Here is an 18,451-nt window from a genome sequence, read left to right as displayed (position 1 = left end):
CGTTTTTCTCACTATTTTTTTAGATCCTTCAATACTTGTTTGACGATTTTAAAATCATCAAAATCAGTCCTGTTGCCATTAGTTTCCTGGTAGGTTTCATGTCCTTTCCCGGCCAGGAGTATTATATCCTTTGCATCGGCAAGTTGGCAGGCTGTTTTGATAGCCTGTTTCCTGTTTTCAATAGACAGTACCTTCATTGTGTTCTGGGGTTCTACCCCTGCTTCCATTTCTGAAATAATGTTGGCGGGAGGTTCCGTCCTTGGATTGTCGCTGGTGAAAATAACCTTGTTACTAAGGGAGGTAGCGATATGCCCCATTACCGGACGCTTAGACTTGTCACGATCACCACCACACCCCACTACGGTGATGACGTTTTCATTTCCAGTCCTCAATGCACTGATTGTTTCCAGTACATTTTTTAAAGCGTCCGGCGTATGGGCATAATCAACAATAGCCGTTATGCGATTCTTTGATATATAGTATTGAAATCTTCCACTTACATTTTCCAGCTCACTGAGCAACTTCAGGGTTTCGAGTTTATCTAACCCAAGCAAATCAGCGGTAGCATAAATCGCCAGTACATTGTAAGCATTGAAATTCCCAATGAGCTTAGTCCATAATTCATTGTTATCAATCTTCAGCAGTTGCCCGCTAAATTGATTTTCCAGGATTTGTGCCCGGTAATCAGCATAGGATTTAAGGGCATAAGTAAATTTTCTGGCCTTGGTATTCTGTAACATGACCAGGCCGTTCTTATCATCCATATTTGATAAGGCAAAGGCCGTTTTAGGCAGGTGATCAAACAAGGTCTTTTTTGCATCTCTGTATTCAGCAAAAGATTTGTGGTAATCCAGGTGATCATGTGAGAGATTCGTAAAAATAGCCCCTGCAAAAACAAGGCCTTCTGTGCGTTTCTGATCGATACCATGCGAACTGGCTTCCATAAAGCAGTATTCCACTCCTTCCTCACTCATCAGGGATAAATGGTAATTTATGGTAAGGGCGTCAGGGGTAGTGTGTAGAGTGTCGTACTCCTTGTCGTCAACCATGATCCTGATGGTTGATAGCAACCCTACCTTAAATCCGGCTTTTTTAAAGAGTTGGTATAAAAGGGTACTTACCGTTGTTTTCCCGTTGGTACCTGTGACCCCTATTAATTTTAAATTTTTAGAGGGATTCTCATAAAAATTTGAGGCCATTATAGCCAGCGCCTTTTTAGTATCACTTACTTCAATATAGCTCACCTCATTGACGAGCTTATCCGGTAACTGCTCACAAATGATTGCATTAGCTCCTTTAGCAATGGCTTTTTCTATAAAATCGTGTCCGTCGGATTGTGTTCCCCTTATAGCCACAAACACATCATCAAGAGCAACCATTCTGGAATCAAAACATATTTGATTCACGAGTTTGGCGGTAGTACCGCTAACCGCTGTAAGGCTAACTCCATATAATATGTCTTTTAATGACTTCATGAGAGTTCGAGAACTATTTTAGAAACCTGATTAAGACGGGTTCCCTGACTAACCGATTGCTTCTTTACTTTTCCATTTCCTTTAACTTCTACCTGCAGGCCGAGGTTTTCCAGGATGGAAATGGCATCCATCCCACTCATACCTTTTAAATTGGGCATGATCGTCAATTCTTTTTGCGCTTCCTGATAATAAGATTCATAGGCCTGTTCAAGTGCCTCATTATAGGGTTCGAGGTTTGCTACCTCATCGACCAGCGGATTATTTGAATAAATCTTTTGTGCTATGGATTTGAATACCGGCCCTGACACATCGGCTCCATAGTAGCCTACACTTTTATCGGGTTCATGGATGACCACTATGCAGGAATACTTGGGATCATCCGCAGGGAAATAACCTGCAAAGGTGGAAATGTACCTAAGCTTATCCGGATCTTTCCCCACATAATTCTTTTGGGCCGTACCCGTCTTACCTGCCATTGAAAAGTCCTCAGCATATAATTTGTGGCCTGTTCCATGCTCTTTCTCCACAACATTTTTAAGTAATTGCTGTACCTTGCGCACGGTTTCCTTAGAACATATAGCAGGATTAATCACTTCCTTGTCAAATTCCTGAATGGTATTATTCCACTCTTTTACTTCCTTAATAAGTCTCGGCCTAAGAAGTTCTCCGTCGTTGGCAATTGCATTGTAAAAAGCAAGTATTTGGAGGGGGGTCATGGCCACCTCATAGCCGTGAGACATCCATGCCAGGGAAATTCCAGACCAGCCTTTATCTCCCGGATTTCTTATCACCGGTACCCCTTCTCCCTTTATTGGAAGACCGAGATCTTTATGCAATTCCATCTGCATAAGTCGGTTGACGAATGCCTGGGGATTGTTCTTATAATTATTGTGGATCATTTTGGCAAATGCCGTATTGGATGAAACTTCAAAAGCTTCAGCTACAGAAATCTTACCATATCCCCCGTGTTTTGAATCTCTCACGATTCGGTCGTAAAGGCGCCACCTCCCTTTTTCCGTATCTATAATACTGCTGGTATCTACTACTTTATCTTCCAGAGCAGCCACCAGTGACATCAGTTTAAATGTCGATCCCGGTTCATGTGATTCTCCAACAGCATAATTCAGTCTTTCGTAGTATTTGTCATCTGCAGTCCTGCCCAAATTGGAAATTGCTTTTATCTCCCCTGTATGGGTCTCCATAACGATGACAGAGCCGTGGTCGGCTTTGTATTTTTCCAACTGCCTGAGCAAGGCATGATGGGCGATGTCCTGAATGTTGATATCAATGGTAGAAATAACATCGTACCCATCCTGAGGTTCTATAATATTGTCAAGTCCGATAGGCTTCCATTGCCCTTTGGCAATTTTTTGCTTGAGTCGTTTCCCTTCTTTCCCTCTCAGGTATTCGCCAAAAGCACCTTCAAGACCTACTCGGGTAACATAGCCGTTTTCATCAAACCTTTCGTATCCCACGCTTCGTTCGGCTATCTTTCCCAAAGGGTGTTCGCGTACTGTTTTCTGATCTACTATTAGTCCACCCCGGTATGGCCCCATATTAAAAAGCGGGAACTCTTTTATACTCATATACTGGGAATAATCCAGGTTTCGGGCGATAAGAGCATATCTGTTTTTATTGACTTTAGCTTTGCGAAGGAGGCGTTCAAAATGAGATGCAGGCTTATTTAATAAAGCACCCAGTTTGGCGGCAAGCGGCCCGGCATGCCGCTGAAAATCCTCATCTTTTACGGTAACTGCATCAAATCTGATAGCGTATTTGGAAACAGAAGTTGCCAGCAAACTTCCGTCATCAGAATACAGATTTCCCCGGTTAGGTGGGATAGTGAACATTTTCTCTGTTCGCTGCAAAGCCAGTTCTTTGTATTTATCACCCTGCACCATTTGAATACTCACCAGCTTAAACAGCACCAGGCCGCCAAAAACGAACAGTCCTCCGGCAACGAGATACAACCTGGTTAAAATGTGCTTACTGGAAAATGCCATTTATGGGGTGATTGATTTTACTTTAATCTTCTTTGGGGGTGTCTCGGACGGGAGCAAACCTTTTTCTGCTACGGTCAAACGTACAGTCGACTCTAATTTTAGCTTTTGTACATCCGAACGCATTTCCACAAATTGACTACGCAATTCCTTTACTTCTTCGTTAAGAGCAGCAAGCTGATGTACTTTTCTGTCGGCACTATGGGAGCTCGATATCATTACTGTTGCCAGGAATGAAGCAAATACCAGGAACAGCCAGTTTTTTGGAGCGTCCCCACTAACGAGAAACTTGCCTTTTAAAATGGATACGATTCCTTTTTTCATTTCGTTGCTCAATATTTTTAAATGCGTTCTGCAATTCTCAATTTGGCACTTCGTGCCCGGTTGTTTTGTTTAATCTCTTCTTCTGTTGGGACCACGAGATTTCCTGCTTTTTTGAATGGTTTTATCGGTTTTCCGTAGAAGTCCTTTTCCAATTCCCCTTCAAAGTTTCCCGTTAGGATAAACCGTTTTACCAATCTGTCTTCCAGTGAATGGTAACTGATTATACTCAAGCGTCCTCCTTCAACCAGCAAATCTGGCGTCTGAAGCAGAAATTCCTTAATTGCCTCCAATTCCTGATTCACTTCAATTCTAACCGCCTGATAAATCTGGGCCAGAATTTTATGCTCTTTATGTGCGGGTAAAAACCTTTTTAAAACATGTTTCAGTTCTGACGAGGTCTTTACAGGATTCTTTTCTCTTGCCTCAACCAGGCTCCTGGCCATAGCTTCGGCATTTCTGAGTTCGCCATAGACCTTTAAAACCCGTCCCAAATCCTTTGCTGAGTATTCGTTGATCACTTCGTAAGCCGACAGTTCATTTCTTTGTGACATTCTCATATCCAGATCGCCTTCAAAACGAGTAGAAAAACCCCGCTTTGCACTGTCGAATTGATGCGAGGAAACACCGAAATCTGCAAGGATCCCATTCACTTTCCGAATTCCATAGAACTTTAAAAACTGACCGAGATACCTGAAATTTTCATTGATCAGTGTAAATCGGTCATCCTTTATCTCATTGTCCAGAGCGTCTTCATCCTGATCAAAAGCGATCAACCTTCCTTCTTTTCCCAGCCTTTCCAATATAGCTTTGGAATGACCTCCCCCTCCAAACGTGACGTCTACATAGACACCATCTTTTTTTATGTTGAGCCCGTCCACTGATGGACCGAGCAATACCGGATTATGATAACTCATCACCATCTTCACCCATTACCTCTTCAGCTAATTCTGCAAAATTCTCAGCTGTTTCATCCAGTACTTTTTCGTAGCTGTCTTTATCCCAAATTTCAATTATATTAATTGCCGAACTCAGCACCACTTCCTTGGAAATACCAGCAATAGCAATAAGGTTTTTTGGAATCAACAATCGGCCAGTAGCATCGATTTCAACAGGTTTAACCCCCGCCGAAAACCTTCTTATAAAATCGTTATTCTTTTTCTTGAATCGATTTTTACGGTTCATTTTCTGCATAAGCAGATTCCATTCTTCCATGGGATAAAGCTCCAGGCAAGGCTGAAAAACAGAGCGCTTGATTACAAAACCCTTATTTATTACGGGAGCCATTTGATTCTTCAGGGTAACGGGTATCATTACCCTTCCCTTTACATCGGCCTTGCATTCATATGTTCCAATGAAATTGATCATTCAAATCTGGTTGGTCTACCGTATATAAACTCAAATATATAGAAATTATTACCACTATTTACCACAAATTACCACTTTGTTCATAAAAATTAGAATATTTAACCTTTGGAACTACCTTTGTAATTGTGTTAAATACAATGGTTCCTAATACCTAAAAGTATTTCCCGCTAAGATGTAGTGACAATTCAGGGTCATCTCAATTAAATGACCCTATATGAGGGAAATGCCTATATTTGCCAACTGACAACCGAAGCTGTCGAGCATGGAGAATTCAATTAAGACCGATGGGAAATACCGATATATAGAAGTCGGTGAAGGCACGCCTATGATCATACTTCACGGCCTGATGGGAGGGCTGAGTAATTTTGAAGGTGTAACCAATTACTTTCCTAAAAAAGGGTATCAGGTACTAGTTCCCGAATTGCCAATCTACAGCATGCCAATGCTCAAGACCAACGTTAAGAATTTTGCCAAATACCTCGAGCAGTTTATCGAATATAAAGGGCTAAAAGATGTTATTCTTCTGGGAAACTCTTTAGGCGGACATATTGGATTACTGCATACCAAACTATACCCTGAAATGGTGAAGGCACTTGTTATCACCGGTAGTTCCGGCCTATATGAAAGTGCTATGGGAGATGGGTATCCCAAACGTGGGGATTACGAATTTATCAAGAAAAAAGCACAGGATGTATTCTATGATCCTGCAGTTGCCACCAAAGAAATAGTCGATGAGGTATTTGCCACTGTAAATGATCGGATGAAACTGGTTAAAACTCTGGCAATCGCCAAAAGTGCCATCAGGCATAATATGTCCAAAGACCTGCCTCATATGCTCACCCCTACATGTATTATATGGGGGGAAAACGATTCTGTAACACCTCCCAATGTAGCCAAAGAGTTTCATGAACTTCTCCCCGATTCGGATTTATTCTGGATTGAGAAATGCGGGCATGCTCCTATGATGGAACATCCCGATGAATTCAATGATATTCTTGCCAAATGGCTGGAGAAGCGTAAATTCTAAATCCGGAAATCATGAAAATAAAGTCGGCCGACTTTGTCATGAGCAATTCCAGTGTTGCCCATTGCCCTTCTGATCCCATTCCCGAATACGCCTTTATAGGCCGATCCAATGTCGGAAAAAGCTCGCTGATCAATATGCTTACTCAGCGTAAGTCCCTGGCTAAGACCTCAGGCAGACCAGGCAAGACCCAGCTGATCAATCATTTTAAAATCAATAAGAACTGGTTTTTGGTGGATTTACCGGGATATGGCTACGCCAGGGTATCTAAAAAAGACAAAAAAACCTTTCAAAAATATATTACCGAGTACTTTTTAAAAAGATCACAGCTTCTGAGTGCATTTGTACTTATCGATATTCGCCACGAACCCCAACCCATAGACCTCAATTTTATGGCCTGGCTGGGAGAAAATCAGATCCCGTTTTCAATCATTTTTACAAAGGCAGACAAACTCAAACCCAAGGCTATCGACAGGCAGGTTCAGGCCTATCTTAAAACTATGACTGACGACATGTGGGAAGAAGCTCCGCAGTATTTTGTGACCTCCTCCCTCAAAGCCATTGGCAGAGATGAGATCCTGGCTTATATAGATGGTATAAATATTGAGTTTTACAAGCAGAAGCTCTAATCAAGATTTAGCCGGGGATATTTGCACCTTGGATCATCTTATCAATCCAATCTTTTCCGGATTGCTCCGATCAATTCTTCGGTATTTTGTAATTCATTGATTTCTTCAGTACTTAAAAAGAGACCGATTTCATGGTCTGAGAGCTCAAGAACAACCGGGAAAGAGTACCGAGGCATGAATTTGGAGGAATATTGCGCTAAAAACTCATCCTTATGTAGAAATTCCATCGGGATGTTATGTTCCTTTCGAAACCTTTTCCAGATCGATTTCTCTCTGAATTTCCCATAAGTCAGTTCGCAAAGCCTGCATTGATAGGTGTCTGGATTTAAGGCCTTATGCGCGGCATCAAAGAAGCCATTCATCAGCCCTGAATCTGCATTGTACACAAAAAGTAATTTCTTAATTGGATCTCCGGGCACAAATAATGATTTTAAAAATTCTTTACGAGTTTGGGATTCAAACATCGTAGACGAAACACAACAGACTTCCTTACTACTTTAACAGGAATTAATACATCACCTATAATGAAGAAAATGCTCTATAAAGCAAACACAAGTGTATTTGCCAACCAGGGATCTACGCAAATCTAATCAGGCTCTCATGTTGCTCAGGAATTCAATTCGAGCTTTTCAGCAAAATATGAACAAAAGTCCTTCATAGTGGCCGTCATCTTCTCGTCCTGAGTTGCCTTCATAAAGGTATCAGAGAGGGCCACTAATGTTTGGTGAAAAAAGACCTTCATTTCATCGAGAGGCATGTCTTTCGTCCAGAGGTCGATCTTAAGCGACTCCTTATTTTTACTATCCCAGACGGAAAGCAACATTGCCTTGGCTTCCTCATCTACAATACCTCCGTCTTCTGCAGACCAGTTTAATTTTTCAGGAATCCGATTCTCATCAAGAGTAATTCTTAAAGTGATTTCTGAAGACTCTTCTTTTGCCATTTTCTTACTTCTGAGGTTTATAATTTGATTGTTTAAAGATGGTTTCCGCGGGTAAATTCCACAATTCCGAAACAGGAGTACTCGTTCTTTCCATAAATGCTCTGACGATTTTCCACCCCATATACCTTCCAAGACGTCCCGGGGATTCGTTGTCCAGTTCAAGTCTGAATTTTGAGAAAGGTGCAGGATCCAGAAATCGGGGACCCAACTTGGTGTCGGTACTAAAAAGCAACTCCCGTTCAATGAAGTATCGCCAGATTTGTTCTTCGTTCGCCTCCGCCCATACTAACTCATTTGGCTCGTATCCTATCTTTTGTTCATCAGACTGCCATGAAAGAAGAAGGTCTTTCAAATAAAGTTCTTTTCCATAGTACACCATTTGAGCCAAAAAACTTCGATTCTCGGGATAAGGAATAATTTTTTTCGAAAGTGCACTTACAATGTCACTTTGGAGGTATTCTTTCTCCAGCCCCTTGGCAATATACCGGTCAATCCCCGCATAAAACCTATGATCCTTCCCGAGATAATTATCCAACCCTATCAGGAGCAGGCTATCCGTAAGGATGATACGGTTTTCATAATCGACATCTGTAGTAAGCGTAATCAGGGTCGGCACCTGATAATTCGGGAAGTAATACGTAATATGTTTAAAAAGCAGTGTTAATTCTTCCTCCTGCTCTTTAAAATCTGTAAAAGTACTATCTACAGCCTGCCTTAACTCCATCTGAATACTGTCCTGCAGTTTTGCGATCCAGACGCTATCTGAATACTGAGGAGGAAAAAAGTAAGGGTATTTTTGTTTGATCTGTGGAAGTGTAGCCGGAGTGGCCCCGGCAAACTCCTTGTCGAATCTGAGCACATTCAGAGCTACTGGTCTGTTTGCAATTGCTTCCGGAATTCCTTTTTCCTCCCTACAAGCCGAGAATAGAATAAGAATTACTAAAACCCATACTGTTGTCTTTTGCATAAAAGTAAAGCCTTATCTGTTTTAATATTCGGTTTACAGGGGTTATTTTTACGGGGCCAAAGTTACAGTATTTGAATTTAAAAAAGCGCATTATGCAAACAGACAAAGTAGTAGATCATATTGTAGAATGGTTGAAGGATTATACCCTGAATGCCGGAATGAAAGGATTTGTAGTAGGGGTTTCAGGTGGAATAGATTCTGCGGTCACGTCTGCACTCTGTGCCCGTACGGGCCTGAAGGTATTATGCGTTGAAATGCCCATACACCAGGGGGAAAGTCAGGTTACCAGAGCCGACAGGCATATAGACTGGCTGATGGAAAAATATCCTAATGTCAGCAGGCAACCGGTAAACCTCACCCCGGTCTTTGATCAGCTGGTAGGTTCCTTGCCAAAAGTAGATAACGAGGAAGAACGATTTATGTCACTTGCCAATACCCGTGCGCGACTACGAATGACCACTCTTTATTACTTCGCAGCTTTATTGGGGTACCTGGTAGCAGGTACAGGTAATAAGGTAGAAGATTTTGGGATTGGATTCTACACAAAATACGGAGATGGAGGGGTAGACCTCAGTCCTATTGCAGACCTGCTGAAAACAGAAGTGTACGAGATTGGTTCATTCCTAGGTGTAAGTAAAGAAATACTAATGGCACCTCCGACAGATGGACTCTGGGGAGACGACAGAACCGATGAGGATCAGATTGGAGCTTCCTACCCCGAATTGGAGTGGGCCATGAAAATGGATGATGAAGGGAAAAGCATTGAGGACTTCAAAAATCGTGAAGCAGAAGTTTTTGCCATTTATAAGAAGTACAATTCTGCCAATAAACATAAGATGATTCCTATACCAATTTGTGAGATTCCTGATACACTAAAACAACCGATCACCTAAGAATCAAGCTATTAAGACGAATTGTTGGTCGCAAATTGTAGTAAAACCATAAAATTATTACAGTTTTGCCTTAGAAATATGATATTAAAACCTTACATTGCGTGTTAGGGTTATACGTAAGATGTACGTATAGTATTCAGAAAAAACCAACAATGATCAATATTTTAATTGCAGACAATCATCCTATTGTCCGATTGGGAATCAAAGAAGTCCTTAACACTGTTCCGGAATTCGAAGTTTTAGGAGACGTTTCAACAACCACTGAACTTTTTAGCACTTTAGAAAAAGTTAAACCAGACGTGGTTATATTAGAAATGGATATTCCTGAAATCAATGGAATTGCTACTTTAAGGAAGATGAAAAAAGAGTATCCCGACGTAAAGGTACTCATCTACAGCGGACAGTCGGAAGACGTATACGCCTTAAGTACAATAAGAGCTGGAGCATTCGGATATCTGTCGAAAACCTCAGAATTGGACTATATTATTACTGCCGTAAAAAAGGTAGGTAGTGCAAAGATGTTCATCACTAACGAACTGGCTCAGCGTCTGGCGTTTGATGAAGGAACACAAAAACAGCGAAGATTCTTCAGGAAATTATCTACCAGGGAAGTAGAAGTTTTAAAGCTTCTTGCGAGTGGTAAACGAAATAAGGATGTGGCAGAAGGCCTGAACCTGAATGAAAAAACGGTAAGCACCTACAAGTCTCGTTTGATGAAAAAACTCAATGTAGACAACCTTGTGGATTTACTGCAGCAGGCAAAAGCTTTGGAATTGTATTAAACATTTTAGACAAGATGAAAGCTCCCGTTTCTTGATGGGGGCTTTTTTTATGTTCTTTTCCTGTCTATCGTGCCGGAAATCCGGGTATTAAGACAGGACCCGGTTTAATTTATTATTGAGTAATTTATTGAGCTGGAGATAATTGACGATTTCTTCCAGCACCTCATTATTATCCTCCGATTCTTCCTCGGTGTTCTGTTGGAGACTGTAGATCCTCTTTTTTATCAGGTAGCACCTCAGAGTAAGGATGGTTTCGCTTACAAGCTGAGCAATGGTTCCGGATTTCTCTTTGGGATAAATATCTTTTCGTTCCCAGTTGTGGAGGTTGTACTTCTCCTCCTCCATCAGAATGGAAGAGATGTTATTCACCAATTCCTGATCCAGGTCGTTTAAAAATGCTGAGAGTTGGAAATCTTCTTTCTCATTCAGAGATTCCATGAGCTTGTAATAGATAATCTTGAATTGATCATGAGTAAGTTCGATCTCATCTTCCTGCAGGTCGAGGTAAATCTTTTCGTAAACCTTGGCTTCAACCTTTTCAGGTTCAAGGACCAATTCTCCTTCTTCATTTTCTTTAAGAACCAGATCCTCGAATTGCTGTTCTTCCTTTCCGTAAAGAAGGAGGATCTCAATTATCTTGCGCTCCAGCTCAAATTGCACATCTACCTTGGCTTCTTTAGGGTGCTCTCTGACTACTTCAAACGCCTTTTGCTGCTGCCTTTCTTGTTTCCTGGCCTCGGTATTTTCTTTCCTGCTGATCTGTGCGAGGGTGTTAAAAAGTACCTCTTCTGAAATATTCATCATCGCAGCACATTGCTGTATGTATATTTCACGTTTGATGCGATCCGGAATTTTGGAGATGCTATTTACTATATCCCGAATAGTATCCGCTTTTTTAATGGGATCATTTGCTGCTTCCTCTGCAAGAAGGGATGTTTTAAACTGAATAAAATCCTTGGCATGTTCTTCCAGATAGGCAAGGACATCTTCATAGGCATTATTCTTGGCAAAACTGTCGGGGTCTTCTCCCTCCGGAAATGTACAGATACGCACATTCATACCCTGTTCAAGAATAAGGTCTACCCCCCGTAGCGAAGCCCGTACACCGGCGGCATCCCCGTCGAACAGCACTGTAATATTCCTGGTTAATCGGTTGATAATGCGTATCTGATCGGGCGTCAGGGCCGTCCCGCTGGAAGCCACAACGTTGTGGATTCCCCTCTGATACATTTGAATAACATCTGTATAACCCTCCACCAGATAGCAATTGTCCTCTTTGGCTATGGCTTGTTTTGCATAGTAAATCCCGTAAAGAACCTTACTTTTATGGTAGATTTCGCTTTCCGGCGAATTGAGGTATTTCGCTGCTTTTTTATCGTTCCCTAATATACGACCTCCAAAGCCCAGTACTCTGCCACTTAATGAATGTATAGGAAAGAGAACCCTTCCTTTAAACCGGTCAAATTTTCTTTTAATCCCCGGATTTCTGGGATCGTCCTTTACGATGGTCAGGCCTGTTTTTTCGAGATAATCGAGTTGATATCCTTTTTCCAGGGCATGTGAGGTAAAGGCATCCCATTCATCAAGGCCATATCCCAGGCCAAAATGACGTATGGTTTCTTCTGTAAACCCCCTCTCTTTAAAATAGCTGAGACCAACTGCCTTCCCGGGTTCTGTATCCCATAATATGTTCTGGTAGTACTCCTGGGCGAATTCAGAGACGAGATATAAGCTCTCGCGTTCATTGGCCTGCTCTTTTTGTTCATCTGATTGTTCGGTTTCCTCTATTTCAATCTGGTATTTTTTGGCAAGGTATTTAATCGCCTCAGGATATGTAAAGTGTTCGTGTTCCATTAAGAACGCAACAACATTACCCCCTTTACCGCTACTAAAATCCTTCCAGATCTGTTTTACCGGAGACACCATAAAACTGGGAGTCCGTTCATCTGTAAAAGGGCTAAGGCCTTTAAAATTAGAACCGGATTTTTTCAGGCTTACAAAATCACCTATAACCTCCTCTACACGGGCAGTTTCATAAACCTGGTCAATGGTCGATTTTGAGATCAAATGAGAATTATTAAAGAGGAGTAAAAATACACAAACAGGGACGGTTATAAAAACAAATCCCTGTTTTCTGAAGTATACTGCAATTGCGATGCAACACTGCTATGGATACGCTAATTATTTCTTAATCCATATCGAATCTCAGGCCAAAAGAAATATTTCTCTGTTCTATGCTGGCATCCTGAAATATTGGGTTAAGGTCGTATTTGGTATACAACAATACGCCGTCTATGCCCACATATGCCCCTATCCCATAAACAAAATCACTGCTATTGTACCCTCGTTTTAATTTATCTTTTACCCTTTCCCCATTTCTGTCGTACTTAAGTTTTTGACGGGTTCCCATATTAAATCCTGCAAAACCTCCGAAACCAATGCGAAACTGGTTCCTTATCGAGTACCTTATCTTCGTCTCCGTTTCTGTAAACTTTGAAGGTCCAAATTCAAAATAGACAGGGACTACGAGGTTGTCCATACGGAGTTTTGACTTTCTAAGGTCAACGTCAAAGGTTTCCAGGGTCGTCTCCGGCCCGTCGGCGACAAAGTATTGATTATCCTTGGGTTGCAGACCATTAAATTGTAAAGACAATCCGTAATTAATACGCATAAAATTAGTGTTCTTAAAGACCCTTGTCCTCCATGATACCCCTAGTTCGAAAAATCGGCTGCCGCCTAACTCATAGGGAGAGTCCCCCAGCGACTGACCGTCGATGATGGCGTTATTGATCCCGAAGGCCAGCACCAGATCCGAATACGTTCTCCGGTCGTAAACTACTGGTTTTGGTTCATTGTTATCCAAATACCGGATCCCAAAAATCCTGCTGTTCTCTGTATCCCGGTGACCCCAGCCAATTTCTATCTTGGTCACATACGCCGTACTGTCCTGTTCAGTATCTGTCACTCCTCCATTCCGCTGCATCAGCGCAATTGTATTATCTAGAATTGCCAGTTTATTTTCAATATTAAGCGCCCTTTTTCGCGCCGCCTCCTCTTTTAATTCCCGGGCTTCCTCCGCAGTTATCTCTCCGCTCTTTTGCCTCATAACGATAGCTTCCACTTCTTTCTTCAGGGCTTCTTTCTCCTGTAAGGCAACCCGCTGCTTCTGCTGCTGAAGTGAATCTATTTTCTGCTGAACTTCTGTCTGAGCATTCAGACTCTGAATGAGAAGAAAAATAATAAAGGTCAGGGTTACTCTTGTTAATGTTGTCATGATTTTTGATTTTATTTGATTGATGAACAAACTCTTCCCGGCCTCATAGGTGAGCTATGAAGAAAGTATTTATTATTATTAAATTGTAATTATTCGTTTCTGTAGGCTATAGCCGTTCTTACTTTTAAATAGCCGTCCTTTAGTTTCTCAAATAACTGGTCTCTGAAGGAGCGATTAACTTCCTCTTCCACATCAGCTAAAAGAGCCAGGGCATCGACCCTAGCATAATCCTGAACAGGTCTCTCATTCAACAATTCTGCCTGAGCTTCCATCAGCAGGGAATCAATCACTTCATCAGACACAATACCCTGTGACTTTTCCAGAATAGCAACCTGTGCCACAACTTCAGCAATCTTGATATCCAATTTCTCAGTCTGCAAAATTTCCTTCGCCGATTGCTGCATGTCTTCTTCTTTATCTTCCTGCAAGACCTCAGCTATTTCCGAATTCCTTCCCATCTGCTGCTCCGGCTTGTAACTGGACTCATTCTCTGATTCAGACTGTACAGCAATTACCGATTTTAATTCGGAGGGTTCTTCTTCCATTATCGCGGGTACATCCCGCTTAGTTTCGTTCGTGGAATTAACTACCTCATTGCCCGGAATAGGTTCGTCAGCTTTTGGAGATAAAAGAAAACCCGAAATAAATACAATCCCTATAAATCCTGCCGCAATCCCATATTTCCAATATGCTCCCCTATTCGTAGCCGCGGCAGATCCCAGTTGAGTTTCAATAACAGACCAGGAACGCTTGGAAGGATTTATTGTTCGTTCCTCCAGTACCTCTCTAATTTTATTATCGAAGCGGTTCTTTTCCATAATTTTTTTCTTAAGATTTTGTCTTCTTCTTAATTTCCAAACTACTGATACGTTGTTGCAGAAATTGCCTTGCCTTAAATAACTGCGATTTAGAAGTGCTTTCAGAAATCTGAAGTAATTCGGCAATTTCCCTGTGTTTATATCCTTCCACTGCGTATAGAACAAATACCATTTTATAGCCTTCTGGCAGGGTATCGATCAGCTTCTGGACTTCTTCAACCTGCAGGAGGGATTCGTGATACATCACTTCCTCCGTATAACTTTCAATTTTTTCAGAGTCGAATACCACAAACTGGTTTTTCCGCAGATACGAAACGGCCTCACGAACCATTATTCGCCGTATCCAGCCTTCGAAGCTCCCTTCAAACCTGAAGGAATGCAAGCCCTTAAAGACTTTTACAAATCCGCTTATCATTACATCCTCCGCAAAATGAACATCCTTGATGTATTGCCTGCACACCGAAAGCATTTTAGGTGAGTGTTTTTCATAGAGGATGCGCTGCGCATTCCGGTTTCCCTTTATGGCTTTTCTAAGGGTTACCTTTTCGTTCTCGTACAATGAAATAATCTTCATGTAGTTAGTCCTTCTGTTTTAATAGACGAGACAAACATCAAAAACGTTGCCTGGATATGAAAAAAAAGAATGAATCCTTATTAAATTCCTGAATACTACTTCTTGCGATCAACCACATAGTTAACCATCAGTTGCAGGGCTTCTTTATAAGGTGAGGCCGGGTAAGTGTCCAGCAATTCAAGCGCTTTTTCCTGGTATTCGTGCATTTTTGATTCGGCATACTCCAGCCCGCCCTGATCTTTCACAAACTGAATTACCTCTTTTACACGCTTCTTGTCCTTGTTGTGATTTTTTACCGAATTGATAAGCCAGCGTTTATCTTTTTCCGATGCTTTGTTCAGGGCATAGATAAGAGGAAGAGTCATTTTTTGTTCCTTGATGTCAATCCCCGTGGGCTTGCCTATTTTCGTTTCTCCGTAATCAAAAAGGTCGTCTTTTATCTGAAAGGCCATCCCACATAGTTCGCCAAACTTGCGAAAGGTTTCCACATGTGGAGAATCGGGCTTTACGGAACAGGCCCCCAGGCTGCAGCAGGCAGCAATAAGTGTGGCTGTTTTTTGCCTGATGATATCGTAATAGACTTCTTCATCGATATCTAGACGTCTTGCTTTCTCCAGTTGCAGTAATTCCCCTTCGCTGATCTCTCTTATGGCGACAGAGATTATCCTGAGCAGGTCAAAATCCCCGTGCTCTACTGATAGCAGCATTCCTTTGGAGAGTAAATAATCCCCCACCAGGACAGCAATCTTATTTTTCCACAAGGCATTGATGGAGAAGAAACCCCTTCTTTTATAACTTTCATCCACAACATCATCGTGAACCAGGGAGGCTGTATGGATAAGTTCGATAACCGATGCTCCCCTGTAGGTGCGCTCGTTTACCTCCCCGTCATTGACCATTTTTGCCGTCAGGAAGACAAACATGGGTCGCATCTGCTTACCTTTCCTATTGACGATGTAATAGGTGATTCGATTTAGCAGAGCCACTTTGGAGGACATAGAATCAAAGAACTTCTGTTCAAATAATTCCATTTCCCTGCTTACGGGTTCTTTTATTTGCGAGACTACTTTCAATTCCGGAGGATTGTTACTAGATCTTTGTGAGTTTTAAAATTAGGCAAAAAATATGCAGGCCTTGCCCGGCAAACGTTTTTCTTCAATTTAGAATATAAGACTGTGTTCCAACGTTGAGCATATTCAGGATTTATTGGCCAGTTGCCCGCAGGCGGCGTCTATATCCTTACCCCGTGAACGCCTTACGGTAACTGTAATTCCTGCTGCTTCAAGTGCATCGACATACATATCTATGGCGATGTCATCAGCTTGTTTGAATTCCCCGTCATCAATAGGGTTATACTCAATGAGATTCACCTTGGAGGGAGCAAACCTGCAAAATTCTACCAGAGCATCCACATCCTTCTGACGGTCGTTAACACCCTCCCAGACCACGTACTCATAGGTAATCCTGCTTTTAGTTTTCTGATACCAGTATTCCAGGGCTTCCCGAAGATCGGAAAGAGTAAAAGTAGCATTGAAGGGCATTATAGAAGTCCGGACCTCATCAATGGCCGAGTGAAGGGAAACGGCAAGATTAAATCTCACCTCTTCATCTGCCATCTTACGTATGATCTTGGGAACGCCGGAGGTAGAAACTGTGATTCTCTTTGGAGACATCCCCAGTCCTTCATCCCCGGTTATTTTATCAATAGCCTTAAGGACATTTCTATAATTCATCAATGGCTCGCCCATTCCCATAAAAACTATATTGCTGAGAGGGCGGTTGTGGTATAAACGACTTTGACGGTCAATGGCAACTACCTGATCGTAAATCTCATCCGGATTCAGGTTTCGCATTCTTTTCAAGCGGGCCGTTGCACAGAATTTACAGTCCAGGCTGCATCCCACCTGACTAGAAACACAGGCGGTTGTTCTTTTTGAAGTGGGGATTAAGACCGACTCAACTATTAATCCATCGTGGAGGCGAACAGCATTTTTAATAGTACCATCCTTACTGCGCTGCATTTGGTCGACCTCAATATGGTTAATCACGTATTGCTCCATCAGCATGGACCTGACACTCTTTGAGAGGTTGGTCATATCCTCAAACGAATGGGCTCCTTTTTTCCACAGCCATTCAAATACCTGATCGCCACGGTAAGCCTGATCCCCCCTCTCCAGGAAAAAAGACCTCAACTCTTCCCTTGTTAAAGCTCTGATGTCTTTCTTTTGGATAGCCTCCATTGTTTGAATTAACTGTTCCTTGGTTTGCTCCTCAAGAAGAGGATAAAGGGTCTGTTTATCAGGATTGCTTATATAATCAGCATCGCATCTCCATAGGAGTAAAAGCGGTACCCTTCGAGGATGGCCTCCTTATAAGCCCGTTTCATAAGATCATGACCCATAAAGGCTGAAACCATCATCAGCAATGTAGATTTCGGCAGGTGGAAATTGGTGACCATAGCGTTGGCAATGCTGAACTCATAGGGTGGGAAAATAAATTTATTTGTCCATCCATCAAAAGTATTGAGCATATGTTCGGATGAGACTGCACTTTCGAGACCCCTCATTGCGGTAGTTCCCACGGCACATATTCTTCTCTTCCTGTTCTTCGCTGTATTGACAATTTCGGTAGCACGTTCATCAATGACCAGCTCTTCGCTGTCCATTTTATGTTTGGATAAATCTTCTACTTCTACGGGGTTGAATGTTCCCAATCCTACATGCAGTGTAATTTCAGCAAACTTGATCCCTTTAATCTCAAGACGTTTCAGCAGGTGCTTTGAAAAATGAAGTCCGGCAGTAGGAGCAGCTACTGCGCCTTCATGCTTGGCATAAATAGTCTGGTAACGCTTTTCGTCCTCGGGTTCAACGTCCCTTTTTATGTATTTTGGCAAAGGTGTCTCACCTAATTCTCTGAGTTTTCTTCTGAAATCTATGTAGGCACCATCATAAAGAAAACGAAGCGTACGCCCACGAGAAGTGGTATTGTCTATAACCTCAGCTACCAGGCTTTCATCTTCTCCAAAATAGAGTTTATTTCCAATACGTATCTTTCGGGCAGGATCAACCAGCACGTCCCACAGCCGCTGTTCTTCATTCAGTTCACGTAATAGAAACACTTCAATCCTCGCCCCGGTTTTTTCTTTGTTCCCAAACAATCTTGCCGGAAATACCTTGGTATTGTTTAACACCATCACATCATCCTCGTCAAAATAGCTGATAAGATCTTTAAACATCTTATGTTCGATCTTTCCTGTTTCCTTGTGAACGACCATCAATTTGGATTCATCCCTGTGCTCTGAAGGATACTCGGCCAATAATTCATTTGGAAGTTCAAAATTAAAATGTGATAATTTCATAGAAGAATGTTTAGTCTATTAAAAA

The 18,451-nt window shown here is 41.9% G+C and carries 19 protein-coding genes; 4 read left to right on the top strand and 15 right to left on the bottom strand.

Translation table 11 applies throughout. The features are described from left to right. Window positions 1-11: 11 nt before the first annotated feature. Genes AB8P51_RS01955 through mraZ form a run of 5 tightly spaced genes read right to left on the bottom strand, consistent with a single transcriptional unit; the run spans window position 12 to window position 5,164 of the window. Window positions 12-1,475, bottom strand: coding sequence for a UDP-N-acetylmuramoyl-L-alanyl-D-glutamate--2,6-diaminopimelate ligase (locus AB8P51_RS01955; RefSeq protein WP_369747089.1), 1,464 nt, complete (start codon window positions 1,473-1,475; stop codon window positions 12-14). After that, a complete protein-coding gene (locus AB8P51_RS01950; RefSeq protein ID WP_369747088.1) occupies window positions 1,472-3,478 on the bottom strand; it encodes a penicillin-binding protein in 2,007 nt (668 codons plus the stop codon). Before AB8P51_RS01950 ends, AB8P51_RS01955 begins: the two co-directional genes overlap by 4 nt. Beyond that, the gene (locus AB8P51_RS01945) at window positions 3,479-3,799 is read right to left on the bottom strand and encodes an FtsL-like putative cell division protein (RefSeq protein WP_369747087.1); all 321 of its coding nucleotides are present in this window, start codon (window positions 3,797-3,799) and stop codon (window positions 3,479-3,481) included. 17 nt (window positions 3,800-3,816) lie between these two features. After that, on the bottom strand, window positions 3,817-4,713 hold the full coding sequence (rsmH, locus tag AB8P51_RS01940) for a 16S rRNA (cytosine(1402)-N(4))-methyltransferase RsmH (protein WP_369747086.1): 897 nt from the start codon (window positions 4,711-4,713) through the stop codon (window positions 3,817-3,819). After that, window positions 4,700-5,164, bottom strand: coding sequence for a division/cell wall cluster transcriptional repressor MraZ (gene mraZ, locus AB8P51_RS01935; RefSeq protein ID WP_369747085.1), 465 nt, complete (start codon window positions 5,162-5,164; stop codon window positions 4,700-4,702). The genes rsmH and mraZ overlap by 14 nt, the downstream gene beginning before the upstream one ends. A 262-nt stretch (window positions 5,165-5,426) precedes the next feature. On the opposite strand from mraZ, the gene AB8P51_RS01930 reads away from it, so the two are divergent. Continuing rightward, window positions 5,427-6,191 carry an alpha/beta fold hydrolase gene (locus tag AB8P51_RS01930; RefSeq protein WP_369747084.1) on the top strand — a complete coding sequence of 255 codons (765 nt, stop codon included), beginning with the start codon at window positions 5,427-5,429 and terminating at the stop codon, window positions 6,189-6,191. An 11-nt stretch (window positions 6,192-6,202) separates the two neighbouring features. Further along, window positions 6,203-6,817, top strand: coding sequence for a ribosome biogenesis GTP-binding protein YihA/YsxC (gene yihA / locus AB8P51_RS01925; RefSeq protein WP_369747083.1), 615 nt, complete (start codon window positions 6,203-6,205; stop codon window positions 6,815-6,817). A gap of 41 nt (window positions 6,818-6,858) precedes the next feature. Here the strand turns inward: yihA and AB8P51_RS01920 are convergent, their stop codons facing one another. From AB8P51_RS01920 to gldB, 3 genes are all read right to left on the bottom strand, one after another. Beyond that, a complete protein-coding gene (locus AB8P51_RS01920; RefSeq protein WP_369747082.1) occupies window positions 6,859-7,236 on the bottom strand; it encodes a GTPase in 378 nt (125 codons plus the stop codon). Window positions 7,237-7,424: 188 nt separating this feature from the next. Next, window positions 7,425-7,760 carry a gliding motility protein GldC gene (gene gldC / locus AB8P51_RS01915; protein ID WP_369747081.1) on the bottom strand — a complete coding sequence of 112 codons (336 nt, stop codon included), beginning with the start codon at window positions 7,758-7,760 and terminating at the stop codon, window positions 7,425-7,427. 4 nt (window positions 7,761-7,764) lie between these two features. Beyond that, on the bottom strand, window positions 7,765-8,727 hold the full coding sequence (gene gldB, locus AB8P51_RS01910) for a gliding motility lipoprotein GldB (protein WP_369747080.1): 963 nt from the start codon (window positions 8,725-8,727) through the stop codon (window positions 7,765-7,767). A 92-nt stretch (window positions 8,728-8,819) separates the two neighbouring features. Here gldB and nadE point away from each other — a divergent pair, with 92 nt between their 5' ends. Further along, the gene (nadE, locus tag AB8P51_RS01905; protein ID WP_369747079.1) at window positions 8,820-9,620 is read left to right on the top strand and encodes an NAD(+) synthase; all 801 of its coding nucleotides are present in this window, start codon (window positions 8,820-8,822) and stop codon (window positions 9,618-9,620) included. A gap of 152 nt (window positions 9,621-9,772) precedes the next feature. Further along, a complete protein-coding gene (locus AB8P51_RS01900) occupies window positions 9,773-10,402 on the top strand; it encodes a response regulator (protein WP_369747078.1) in 630 nt (209 codons plus the stop codon). Between the two features lie 87 nt (window positions 10,403-10,489). On the opposite strand, the gene dnaG is transcribed toward AB8P51_RS01900, so the two are convergent. The 7 genes from dnaG to queA all read right to left on the bottom strand — a co-directional run bounded on the left by dnaG (window position 10,490) and on the right by queA (window position 18,426). After that, complete coding sequence (dnaG, locus tag AB8P51_RS01895; protein WP_369747077.1) at window positions 10,490-12,469, bottom strand: DNA primase; 1,980 nt, start codon at window positions 12,467-12,469, stop codon at window positions 10,490-10,492. A 121-nt stretch (window positions 12,470-12,590) separates the two neighbouring features. After that, the gene (locus tag AB8P51_RS01890; RefSeq protein WP_369747076.1) at window positions 12,591-13,676 is read right to left on the bottom strand and encodes a hypothetical protein; all 1,086 of its coding nucleotides are present in this window, start codon (window positions 13,674-13,676) and stop codon (window positions 12,591-12,593) included. Window positions 13,677-13,765: 89 nt separating this feature from the next. Further along, complete coding sequence (locus tag AB8P51_RS01885; RefSeq protein ID WP_369747075.1) at window positions 13,766-14,494, bottom strand: hypothetical protein; 729 nt, start codon at window positions 14,492-14,494, stop codon at window positions 13,766-13,768. Window positions 14,495-14,504: 10 nt separating this feature from the next. Next, window positions 14,505-15,068 carry an RNA polymerase sigma factor gene (locus AB8P51_RS01880; RefSeq protein ID WP_369747074.1) on the bottom strand — a complete coding sequence of 188 codons (564 nt, stop codon included), beginning with the start codon at window positions 15,066-15,068 and terminating at the stop codon, window positions 14,505-14,507. 95 nt (window positions 15,069-15,163) lie between these two features. After that, window positions 15,164-16,141: a polyprenyl synthetase family protein gene (locus AB8P51_RS01875; protein WP_369747073.1), complete on the bottom strand. Its 978-nt coding sequence runs from the start codon at window positions 16,139-16,141 to the stop codon at window positions 15,164-15,166. A 123-nt stretch (window positions 16,142-16,264) separates the two neighbouring features. Next, window positions 16,265-17,308, bottom strand: coding sequence for a 23S rRNA (adenine(2503)-C(2))-methyltransferase RlmN (gene rlmN / locus AB8P51_RS01870; RefSeq protein ID WP_369747072.1), 1,044 nt, complete (start codon window positions 17,306-17,308; stop codon window positions 16,265-16,267). 68 nt (window positions 17,309-17,376) lie between these two features. After that, a complete protein-coding gene (gene queA, locus AB8P51_RS01865; RefSeq protein WP_369747071.1) occupies window positions 17,377-18,426 on the bottom strand; it encodes a tRNA preQ1(34) S-adenosylmethionine ribosyltransferase-isomerase QueA in 1,050 nt (349 codons plus the stop codon). Window positions 18,427-18,451: the final 25 nt, after the last annotated feature.

Source organism: Muriicola sp. SD30 (assembly GCF_041205185.1).
In the GTDB taxonomy this organism is placed as follows: domain Bacteria; phylum Bacteroidota; class Bacteroidia; order Flavobacteriales; family Flavobacteriaceae; genus Muriicola.
This window is presented reverse-complemented; position numbering and strand designations above follow the sequence as displayed.